We start from the raw sequence: 10,071 nt of genomic DNA, 5'->3' as shown, positions 1-10,071 counted from the left end.
CCCCAACCCTTCCCTTCGCTGCGCGAAAGGGAGGCGGCATATCCCAAAGCGGAAGCACCGCCCGCTGACGCCTTATCGGTGCGACCCCTGCCGAGCATGGCTCGGCACTACAACGGACCTGACAGTGCCCTGGGAAAGCCCCTGCCGAGCATGGCTCGGCACTACAACAGACCTGACAGTGCCTTGGGAAAGCCCCTGCCGAGCATGGCTCGGCACTACAACAGACCTGACAGTGCCCTGGGAAAGCCCATGCCGAGCATGGCTCGGCACTACAACGGACCTGACAGTGCCTTGGGAAAGCCCATGCCGAGCATGGCTCGGCACTACATCCCAACCCTTGGCCTTTGGCATAGGGCCGGACACAAACAAAAACACCGGCCACTGGCCGGTGTTTTCAATTCAACAGCAACAGCCCGAAGGCTGCGCCGCCAACGCCTTACTTACGCTTTTTGCGCACGTAGAGCACCAACGAGTGCTCTTCCAGCTCAAAACCGTGCTCCGCCGCGATCTTCCGCTGCAGCTCCTCGATTTCCGGGCTTTCGAACTCGATGATCTTGCCCGAGTCCACGTCCACCATATGGTCGTGGTGGCCGCCGCGGTCCAGCTCGTAAACCGCCTGGCCGCCTTCGAAATTGTGCTTGAGGACCAGCCCCGCCGCCTCGAACTGGGTCAGCACACGGTAAACCGTGGCCAGCCCGATCTCATCACCGCAATCAAGCAACTGGCGGTAGATGTCCTCGGCCGTGAGGTGGTGTTGGTGGGGGGTGTTCTGTTCAAGCAAGGCAAGGATGCGCATCCGCGGATGCGTTACCTTCAAGCCGACTTTGCGCAGGTCATTGGATTCCATAGCCATCGTGTTCATTGGCGGTTTAACGCCAGTTATCTCCGGTCAGATCGCGCTGGGTGCCGGGGAGTGTATCATCGACCCGATTTCCTCAACTGCCCTAGCTAATGCGCAACCTCCTGTTGATCGCCGTTGTCGCCCTGTCCATTACTGGCTGCGGCATCATCTACAAGCAGCCCATCTATCAGGGCAACCTGATCCGTGAACAGTCCGTGGCGCAGTTGCAGGTCGGCCAAAGCAAGCAGCAGGTCAATGCCCTGCTCGGCACGCCGTCCATTGCCGACCCGTTCCACGCCCAGCGCTGGGACTACACCGCCAGCCAGCGCGTGAACCGCCTGGGCAAGACCGAGGTGAAGAACTTCACCGTGTTCTTCGAGAATGACCAGGTCACCCGCTGGGAAGGCGACTACTTCCCGACCCAGGATGCCGACCTCGCCCGCAACAGCGTGCGCCAGTTCGGCCGCAACCTGGCCAAGGACAAGAAGAAGGGCGGCCGCTGATCCAGCGCACCCGCCGCAAGATCAATCGCCGCCGCGCGCTCGCCGGCGGCGATTTTCTTTGGGATCGGCCAGCAAAGGACGCAGCAACTCCACCCGGTCACCGTCCTGCAGCAACTGCTGAGGACGCGCCAGCACGCCGTGCACCGCCATTGCCACCGCTTCCGCAGCGCCGTCGAGCGCCGCCTCGGCCACCGCATCGGCGACCGTGCAGCCTTCAGGCAACTCCAGCTGCCGCTGCTGGTAACGGTCCGGCCAGGCCAGCACCACTTCCACACGCATCGCTCAGGGCTCCTGGTCGGCCACGCGCACGAAATCGTTGACCATGCGGTCGGCCAAGCCCTGGAATCCCAGCGCCAGGGCCGGCCCCAGCAGGCGTGAGGTCGGCTCAAACTCCAGCTCGAGGCTGACCTTGCAGGCGCTTTCGGACAGGGAATGGAACTCCCAGCGGCCATGCAGGCGCTTGAACGGGCCATCACGCAGCTTCATATCGATGCTGTGCGGGCGTCGCAAGCTGTTTTCGGTCATGAACCAGGTACGGAACGAGCCCAGACCCAGATCCAACCGGGCCACCAGGCGATCCTCGCCCTGCTCCAGGATCTCCGCCTTGTCACACCAGCGGAACCGGCCCGGGTAGGCGGCAACATCATTGACCAGGTTGAACATGCGCTCGGCGGAGTGTTCGACCAGCGCGCTGCGACGAATGGTAGTCATGGCAATACAGAAAGTGTTCGGGGAGCCCCCGAATCGGAGACAATACGGAAATGAGCACGAAACACAGCAAGGATAAAGCAAAGAACGGGACGGCCGACAAAACCATCTCGTTGAACAAGCGCGCGCGCCACGAATACCACCTGGAAGAGCGGGTCGAAGCGGGCCTGGTGCTGCAGGGCTGGGAGGTCAAGGCCATCCGCGCCGGTCGCGGCAACATGACCGACGCCTACGCCTATGTGAAGGACGGCGAGATCTACCTGATCGGCGCGCAGATCACACCGTTGATCCAGGCATCCACCCACACCATTCCGGAAGACCGCCGGCAGCGCAAACTGCTGCTGCACCGTCGCGAGATCGACAAGCTGATCGGCCGCGTCGAGCGCGACGGCTACACGCTGGTGCCCACCGCGATGTACTGGAGCAAGAACAAGATCAAGCTCGAGATCGCACTGGCCAAGGGCAAGCAGAACCACGACAAGCGCGACACCGCCAAGGAACGCGACTGGGCCCGCGAAAAGCAGCGCGCGATGCGTGCCCACAACCGCAACGCCTGATGTTGACGCAGCGCGCGATGCAGGTCGCCAGCGCGCAGGATGCGCAGGCGCTTTGTTCGCAGCTGCTGGCCTTCAATCGCAAGGCCAGCGGCAATGGCTTCGACGAGCTGCCCTTGCAGCTGGCCATCCATGACGCAAACGGCAAAGCCTGCGCCGGCCTGCTCGGCGACATCTGTGCAGGCTGGCTTGCCATCCATGTGCTGTGGGTTGATCCGGAACTGCAGGGCCAGGGATTAGGCAGCCAATTACTGTTGGAGGCCGAGCAACAGGCCAAAGCCGCAGGCGCACATAGCGTGGGGCTGGACACCTTCGACTGGCAGGCCGAAGGTTTTTATCTTCGCCACGGCTACGAGGTCTTCGGCCGCCTGCCCGATTTTCCGCCCGGCCATGAGCGTATCTACCTGCGCAAAAGGCTTTAACCCATCAGTATCCGTCGCAGATCGCTTCGCCGGGTTCCGGGCGACTGCAAGGCCGCGTACAACACACTCAGGTTGACCACCTCGCCCAACTCAGGCGCTTTGCGATCATCGCCACCCAACCACTGCCGCGCATCCTCGGCAGCCTCAGGCGGCAACATGGCCAGAATCGCGGCATCGTCCAGCTCATCAACCTGTGACTGCAGCGCGCGCGCAAACCGCAGCACCCGCCCGGTATGCACCACCAGCTGCGCCAAACCCAAGGCCATCGCCACAATAGCTACGCGCTCGACACCCGCAGGCGCGAGCCCGGACCAAGGCGGCTGCAACACCAGAAGCAAAACAGCAGCCAACAGATAGACGCCCAGCCAGCGCCGGCGCACCTGCCTAACCCGGCCCAGCAGCACGCCACACAACAACAGCACCAGAGGCGCAAACTGCGGCCAATAGCCGTGTCCAAGCCACGCCGCGATCAACACCACACCCATCAGCAACACGTAGAGCAGAACAGGCGCCAACGCCCGTTGCCGAAACCCGGCCCCGACTCCAGCCGCCAACAATCGCAGATTGCGCGGATCGCGCTGCTGCATCCCAACCCTCTGCTCGTAAATGTGATGGCCACCATGGTCCGTCGGCGGACGTCGCAGAAAGGTCGGCACGGCGTTAAGTCTCACTCTGCGTGTTCAAGTTGATGCGCAGCCGCAAGTAGTCATGGAAATGGTTGCCTAGACTAGCGCCCCATCAAGGAGTTCTTTGACGATGGATCGCTGGTACACCGCAACACTGCTGTCGCTGATCATTCACCAGATAGATGCCGCCTACTGGTACGAATGGGACATGTTCCATGTGCCCGGCGGCATTCAAGGCTTTCTGCTGTTCAACGTCCTGGCAGCGGGCCTGCTGCTGCACGGCTATCGACAAGTGGTACTGGCTACGCATCAAGCGCGGCGTTATGCCTGGCTCTGTGGCGGCATTGGCGCCCTGACCGCCCTGCTCCATGCAGGCTCCGCCGGGTTCAAGGTCATACAGTGACAATGGCAACTAGCGATCAGGCGATGGCATCGGCCATCCCCGTCTTCCGAAGGGGCCCCTCAGCTCTCGCAGAGCCAGCGCGAACCACGATTGACACCTTTCGCCAGATAGCGATAAACAAGCCGCGACACACCCGCGTTCAGCTTTCCCCGAAGTGTCTACGACCAGACGCTGGCGCCGGAAGGCCGCTGGCCTCCATTGGCCGCATGACTCAACTCCAAGCTGTCCCAGATCGTTGTTTCTCCGCAGCTCCCAGTGGAGACTTTGGATATCATTGTGCAGCAGCTCGGAGAATGAACTGTTGTGAGCCCTCGTTGCAAACCACTGCTATGAGTTGGTGCCGAAGAATGAATTGAAAACTTCCAGTTGCAGTCTCGGACATATATCCAAAGCACGCATCCACTCAAGGACGATTCAATGAAAACGAAGATCGTTGTGCTATCCGTCATGGCGGCCGCAACAGTAGGTATCACAGCACACCTGATTTTTAGAGCCGAAGAACCGTCTAAACAGGAAAATGCTGCCGCCCCCACCCGCACCACTTCACATACACGACAAGCAGCCAGGCCTACCGAACCCATTGCAAATCCAGCGATTCCCCAGCTTGCTCGCGGAGACTACGCGCAATTGAGCGCTCAGATGACCCCGGAGGAGGCGCGCGTCATCGCGAGCGCGATCCTTAACTGCAGCGCCCTTTATTACGCAGCTGCACAACAACCAAATCAAGAGACAAAATCAAAACCGCAGAAAGAAATTGAAGATAACTGCGAGCGCATGAAAAATGAGTTCTCAGTCTACGACTTGGCCAAATATGCAGCACAGTCGGGCGACACCCAGGCTCAACTCGAATTCTCCGCTCTAGCAGCAGGAGCCTTCGAAGATGAGAAAGCAACAATGAATACCGAACTCATGGATGACTACAAAAGTTCCACATTGAGTTTTCTCGAAAGTGCTAGAAAAAGTGGAAAGATCGAGGCGCTATCAAGGCTATCCGCCAATTACGCATCCGGCCAATTTTCAGACGCAGACCCTGTACTTGCATATGCCTATGCAAGCGCTTACGCCCGAAAGTCGGGCACTGAACTCTCACAGAGGCGAGCAAAGCAACTTTCAGCAGGCCTAAGTGCAACGGAGGTGGCGCAAGCAGACAACTTGGCACGCAGCATGTAGCAGAGAACATGACGCCGTGCTATCGAGACTTCAGCACCAGGTTGAGCGTGTGCAGGTTGTCGTCGAGGTCAGCCTGCACTTGTAATGACCCACTGAAAACCTGCTCAGGTGTTAATTTCCCCGAAGGAGACACCGATGAGCGAAATGATGGAAGAAGAGATAAGCGCTGGACCGCCCGGCGCAAGTCGGCGCCGGTCCTTGAAATCATCCAGGGCAAGACGACCGTGGCTTCGGCTAGTCGATAGTTCGCGCTGACCCCTGCCGAGGTCGAGAGCTGGGTTGAGGAGGTAAGCGCGGCATGGAGGACGCACTGCGGGCCAAGCCGGAGGATGTGCGCGAGCCGCACGAACGCCAGCTCAAGGACCTGCAGGATGCCTACGGCGAGGCAATGCTGGAGATCCGTGCTAGAAAAAGCTGGCCTCTCTGCTGGGAAAGGACAAGAGCTGATGCGCTTGGTCCAGCAGGGCCTGAAGGACGAAGGTTTCGCAATGCCGATGACCAAGCTGTGCCGCTGGTTTGAGGTGGCCCGTCGCACGTCGTACTACAAGCCAACAAGGTCGCCGGCCAGAGTGAAGCCGGAGTTGGCCGAGCCAATCAAGGAGATGATCGAGGCCCGAACCGTCGTTTGGATATCGCACGGTTGCCGCGTTGCTTGGCATGAACAAGAACACGGTGCAGCGCATCTTCCAGCTCAAGGGGTGGCAGGTCCGCAAGCGGGCGCTGGGGCAGCGGCCGAGGATCGAAGCCAAGGTCTCTCGTGCCGAACTTCCGGATCAGCGTTGGGCCACGGACCTATGTCGTGTATGGGGTGGCAAGGATGGCTGGCTCAGCCTGGCGCTGGTGATCGACTGCCATACCCGACAACTACTGGGATGGCACCTGTCACGGACTGGCAAGGCCAGTACGGCTTCGGCCGCTCTGGAGCAAGCCCTGATCACGCGCTACGGCACGCTGGGGCGAGTGCGGGAGCCTTTCCTGCTTCGCTCCGACAATGGCCTGGTCTTCACCAGTCGCGACTACACCCGACTGGTGCGCAGCTACGGCTTGAAACAGGAGTTCATCATCCCGCACCGCCCGCAGCAGAACGGGATGGTCGAACGCGTGATACGGACCTTGAAGGAGCAGTGCGTGCATCGGCATCGCTTTGAGAGCCAAACCCACGCCCTGCGGGTGATTGCTGACTGGATCACCTTCTACAACCAACAGCGCCCACATCAGGCGCTGAAGATGATGCCCCCGGACGGGGCTTATGCCGCTACATTAACCGCGTGACCAGAGCAGAAAGCGGTGGGTCATTACATACCTTCAATCGTCCCTGATGCCGGAGGAAAGCTCGCCGCCGTATGGGGCGGCGATTTCCTTAGTCCTTAAAAGACGGTGCTGAACATGTCGCCGCCGTGGCATGAAAAGGCCGGAAATTCGCGTTCATTTCAGCCCCAACGGTAGGTCGCAACGCCAGGTCTAGTGGCTATAGCCGTCAGGCTGTGAGGAATTTCCGGATGTTTGGGCAGCCGTCCTAGTAAAAAGGTCGCTCAGCAAGTCTTGATTTCTTCACTGCGAGTTGAAATCCGAAACTCTTTGTAACGTCTTGGACGAGTGACAGGAACCAATCGGGGGCCTTGGGCGACACGACAACGGTTTGGACGAGTACCGGAATGTCGCATGGCACCTGAAGCCCCGACGCTGTCGACCGAGGATCCTTGATCAACAGACGGACCTCGCGCTCATGTTCGAATGACTTTCGTTTGCGCCAGAACGCACCATTTACGTCAGAAAAATACGCATCGAAATCGACGTACTCGACTCGGCCGATTGCGATGTTTGGATCTCTCCCCAATGCCGCGTAGGCAGCTCCCACAGTGGTCTGAATTGCCACCGCATAATCCATCGAAGTGGAGTACAGCTTCCACATCGCCTCGGACTCATACTCGCTTTCATACCAGCAACTGATGAAGGTAGTTTTACGGTCCCTACCGCCTCCGGTCTCCAGGCTGCGCAAGAGATCCATAGCGTTGGCTTCGACAGCTTCCTCAGTTGGACCCGCTACGCCTTCATCACGAGGCACAGTGCGGATGATCTCACGAAAAAAATCTAGGTATTTCTTGTCCCACTTATGCTTGTTATCTGCCAGTCCTTTGGCACCCTCAAAAATGTCATCGAACGATTCAGCGCTTGGAAAATACAGTGCTTTGGTGGAAAGAAAGCTCGCGTATTTGGTGAAATCCATATATCGCCAGAGCACCGTGGTCGATGCGGGCACCTCGTACTTCCTTGCCATGAAGTGAGTTCGCGAGGAGATCTCTTTGACCTTCGTTTGGGCGCACGTATCGCAAACGTACAAAGGCTCGCCATTAAGACCAAAACCGGCGACGGCAGCATCGCCCTCCACAAAGGCATATGTGCAGCTGACACAGTTGTCATGGCTTTCAAAGATGAGGCGCCTGAGTTCTATAGCTTTTTCTGCAGGTGCGGGAAGCTGGGACCTTATCGTCACGCCTAAACCTCAATTTGAGCCGTAGCCATGGCGGGGCATAGCTAGAAAGAAGAAATATCTTAACAAGGAGCGTTGCCGTCGGATCACACTACCGCTCAAGGGACAGTCTGATGATCTCTGCTTTTTTCGACTACCTGGCTCAAGGATCCTGAGCGCTGTAATGGTAGGTGCGACTTCTTGGGGCGCAACCAAAGTTGAATGGAGCATGCTGCTGGCCCGCCCAAAAGGCGTGACTGGCTGGCCAATTTGGCGTAACATCCACCCCCGTCAGCGAGACTTTTGGCAGCTTTTCATCACGTTCCACCCAAAAGTCGTTACAAATCAACGTTAAACCGGGGGTGCACTGGTTTCGACGGGGGTTGTGAAGTCGCTTGGCGCATGCCGAGGGGGTAGCTTTCCTCGTAAATCCAGCTGCAAAACTCTAGTTGCCAACGACGACAACTACGCTCTCGCCGCTTAAGGCGTAAGCCCCGAACCCACTTGTGCCCGTGCTCGTGGATGTAGGGTCATTATCACGGAACCGGCTGTGACGGCTGCCTGTCAGTCACGGCTTAACCAAAACAGGCTGGTCCTGGGGTGCGCTTTGCACACCGTGCTGCCACAGGACGAGACCCAACGGTGAGCTAAGCATGTAGTGCCGGGGATGGAGTGCCTTCGGACGGCGGTTCAATTCCGCCCACCTCCACCATTAGATGGACCGTCAAGGTCCCGATCAGGCCGGAAACCCAATAGCAGCACGGGTTTCCGGCCTTTTTTGTGTCCGCGTCTGTGCGCCTTTGTGCGTTTCAGTCCATGCGATGCCAGCGGTACAACTGAAAAGCCCCGCGCTGGGCGGGGCTTCTATCGCAATACAGGCTGGCAGCGCCCCGTTACGGGCAAACCTGGCTGACCTGGGTGGCGCATTGAAGGCCAGGCCCCGAAGCCGAATACATACCCGTGCAAGTGAGCTTCACTGCGCCAGGCCCGGTCGATGCTGTCTGCTGCCCAGCCACCAGACTAACTGACGTGCCAGGCCCCTGAACTGCACAGCGCCCCGTGCCACTCTGAGCACCAGTAATCGAGGTGCATGTTATTAGAGCGGCACTTTTTACCGCAGCCACGCCAGCCGTTGATCCACCGCTGGCTGCAGAGGCATTGACGGACTGTTCGGGCAGGCAGGCAACGTCATCGATTGTCGCTACGCAGTCCAGGCGTCCGTAATTGAAGTCATATTGCCCGGTACACGTCAGCTTGACGGGACCCGCGCCGGTGGTCCCAATCGACTGCCCCTGTTTGACCATGCCGCTCCAACCAGGCGCGGTAATCACACATCCGTAATTGGTCCCCATACTTGCGGTTGCCGATGTGCAAGTGACCATCGAGGCTGAAGTCGCATTGCCGTTCCCAGAATAGCCGCCCGACGTTGATGATCGAGAGCTGATGGTTTGAACCGCGGCGCTCGCCGAGCCCAGCGTAAGAATCCCTGCAACAAAGATCGCAGCACACATCGCGTAACGTCCATTTATTCTCATTGCTCTCACCCTTAAGAGTTGAACTTCCGTTTTCCAGAAACTTCGCTGCCAGCAACCAAATCAGGCACCGAGGACAGTGCAGGCTGCTGGCAGGCCGATTCTGCCCGCTGTGTGAACCCCATTTTCTGGCACCCGTCCCACAACTCAACATCCGAGAAGATCAGAAGCACTCGGACTCCACAGGCATCAATGACCAACGCATTAAGTAGACGACCCACGTCTTGATAGACATGAAATGCCAACTCCTGATCCGCGGGCGTGCATAGCCACGAATAAGCGCCCAAGCCCAACGTACGTGAAGGCGGGCCAGTTCGTGCGGCAACTCGCCATCCGGGAGCGGTCGCAATCCGTGACCTATCCAGGTTTGATCATCCGAGCATGTAACGCAGATCAAATCGGGAAATCCCTCGACTGCGAACGCTCAAGAAAAGGAAAGGCCGGAAGGCCTCCTGCGATCGCCAGAATCGCCGAATGGAACTCTTCATCGCTCAAGAGTCCAACGCCATGTCCAAGACAATCATCAAGCGCCGTCACGCGGCGCATTTGAATCAATCAGGTCGCTGCTGCGATCGACTCATGTGGTTTGGTCAACCGGTCCACTTTGCCCGCCTACACGGATTGGCCATCGATCAGACCGCGGACAGGCACTGCCGTGCCAAGCACATGAAGTCCGTTGCGATGGAGGTTCGCACAACGCGCAAGACATTGCCGCTGCCTGCCATTGCCGCGATCAGCACCGGAGTCCGCTATCGGCAGAGAGCTACCGACAGCACGCCCAGATGGAGCGTGCCACCGCTCGATAGCCGAAGCACAACCATGCGCCAAGCGTCCCCGATGAT

The 10,071-nt window shown here is 58.8% G+C and carries 12 protein-coding genes and 1 other RNA gene; 8 read left to right on the top strand and 5 right to left on the bottom strand.

What is annotated here, in order from left to right:
- Positions 1 to 436 precede the first annotated feature (436 nt).
- Positions 437 to 847 carry a ferric iron uptake transcriptional regulator gene (gene fur / locus AC1VXC_RS01225; RefSeq protein ID WP_313170219.1) on the bottom strand — a complete coding sequence of 137 codons (411 nt, stop codon included), beginning with the start codon at positions 845 to 847 and terminating at the stop codon, positions 437 to 439.
- Between the two features lie 104 nt (positions 848 to 951).
- On the opposite strand from fur, the gene AC1VXC_RS01220 reads away from it, so the two are divergent.
- Complete coding sequence (locus AC1VXC_RS01220; protein ID WP_481538145.1) at positions 952 to 1,344, top strand: outer membrane protein assembly factor BamE; 393 nt, start codon at positions 952 to 954, stop codon at positions 1,342 to 1,344.
- A gap of 21 nt (positions 1,345 to 1,365) precedes the next feature.
- Here the strand turns inward: AC1VXC_RS01220 and AC1VXC_RS01215 are convergent, their stop codons facing one another.
- Positions 1,366 to 1,623, bottom strand: a complete 258-nt coding sequence (locus tag AC1VXC_RS01215) for an RnfH family protein (protein ID WP_313169866.1) — start codon at positions 1,621 to 1,623, stop codon at positions 1,366 to 1,368.
- A 3-nt stretch (positions 1,624 to 1,626) separates the two neighbouring features.
- The gene (locus tag AC1VXC_RS01210) at positions 1,627 to 2,055 is read right to left on the bottom strand and encodes a type II toxin-antitoxin system RatA family toxin (protein ID WP_313169864.1); all 429 of its coding nucleotides are present in this window, start codon (positions 2,053 to 2,055) and stop codon (positions 1,627 to 1,629) included.
- 50 nt (positions 2,056 to 2,105) lie between these two features.
- Here AC1VXC_RS01210 and smpB point away from each other — a divergent pair, with 50 nt between their 5' ends.
- Both smpB and AC1VXC_RS01200 read left to right on the top strand, forming a co-directional pair.
- Entirely contained in the window at positions 2,106 to 2,609 is a 504-nt protein-coding gene (gene smpB, locus AC1VXC_RS01205; protein ID WP_296246245.1) for an SsrA-binding protein SmpB, read from the top strand.
- Positions 2,609 to 3,028 carry a GNAT family N-acetyltransferase gene (locus tag AC1VXC_RS01200; RefSeq protein ID WP_481538144.1) on the top strand — a complete coding sequence of 140 codons (420 nt, stop codon included), beginning with the start codon at positions 2,609 to 2,611 and terminating at the stop codon, positions 3,026 to 3,028. The genes smpB and AC1VXC_RS01200 overlap by 1 nt, the downstream gene beginning before the upstream one ends.
- Here AC1VXC_RS01200 and AC1VXC_RS01195 read toward each other — a convergent pair.
- On the bottom strand, positions 3,025 to 3,543 hold the full coding sequence (locus AC1VXC_RS01195; protein ID WP_481538143.1) for a hypothetical protein: 519 nt from the start codon (positions 3,541 to 3,543) through the stop codon (positions 3,025 to 3,027). The two genes, AC1VXC_RS01200 and AC1VXC_RS01195, sit on opposite strands and share 4 nt — an antisense overlap.
- Positions 3,544 to 3,784: 241 nt before the next feature.
- Here AC1VXC_RS01195 and AC1VXC_RS01190 point away from each other — a divergent pair, with 241 nt between their 5' ends.
- The 4 genes from AC1VXC_RS01190 to AC1VXC_RS01175 all read left to right on the top strand — a co-directional run bounded on the left by AC1VXC_RS01190 (position 3,785) and on the right by AC1VXC_RS01175 (position 6,499).
- The gene (locus AC1VXC_RS01190; RefSeq protein ID WP_313169858.1) at positions 3,785 to 4,057 is read left to right on the top strand and encodes a DUF6713 family protein; all 273 of its coding nucleotides are present in this window, start codon (positions 3,785 to 3,787) and stop codon (positions 4,055 to 4,057) included.
- A 417-nt stretch (positions 4,058 to 4,474) separates the two neighbouring features.
- Positions 4,475 to 5,227 carry a hypothetical protein gene (locus tag AC1VXC_RS01185; protein WP_481538142.1) on the top strand — a complete coding sequence of 251 codons (753 nt, stop codon included), beginning with the start codon at positions 4,475 to 4,477 and terminating at the stop codon, positions 5,225 to 5,227.
- A gap of 298 nt (positions 5,228 to 5,525) precedes the next feature.
- On the top strand, positions 5,526 to 5,747 hold the full coding sequence (locus tag AC1VXC_RS01180; RefSeq protein WP_481538141.1) for a hypothetical protein: 222 nt from the start codon (positions 5,526 to 5,528) through the stop codon (positions 5,745 to 5,747).
- Positions 5,748 to 5,899: 152 nt separating this feature from the next.
- Entirely contained in the window at positions 5,900 to 6,499 is a 600-nt protein-coding gene (locus AC1VXC_RS01175; RefSeq protein WP_482994988.1) for an IS3 family transposase, read from the top strand.
- A gap of 244 nt (positions 6,500 to 6,743) precedes the next feature.
- Here the strand turns inward: AC1VXC_RS01175 and AC1VXC_RS01170 are convergent, their stop codons facing one another.
- On the bottom strand, positions 6,744 to 7,721 hold the full coding sequence (locus AC1VXC_RS01170; protein WP_481538139.1) for a hypothetical protein: 978 nt from the start codon (positions 7,719 to 7,721) through the stop codon (positions 6,744 to 6,746).
- 334 nt (positions 7,722 to 8,055) lie between these two features.
- Between AC1VXC_RS01170 and ssrA the strand changes: the two genes are divergently transcribed.
- Positions 8,056 to 8,409: a transfer-messenger RNA gene (ssrA, locus tag AC1VXC_RS01165) on the top strand.
- Positions 8,410 to 10,071 lie beyond the last annotated feature (1,662 nt).

The organism is Stenotrophomonas sp. STEN033 (assembly GCF_056856655.1).
The sequence above is the reverse complement of the archived record's forward strand: the minus strand, read 5'-3'. Positions and strand labels throughout refer to the sequence as shown.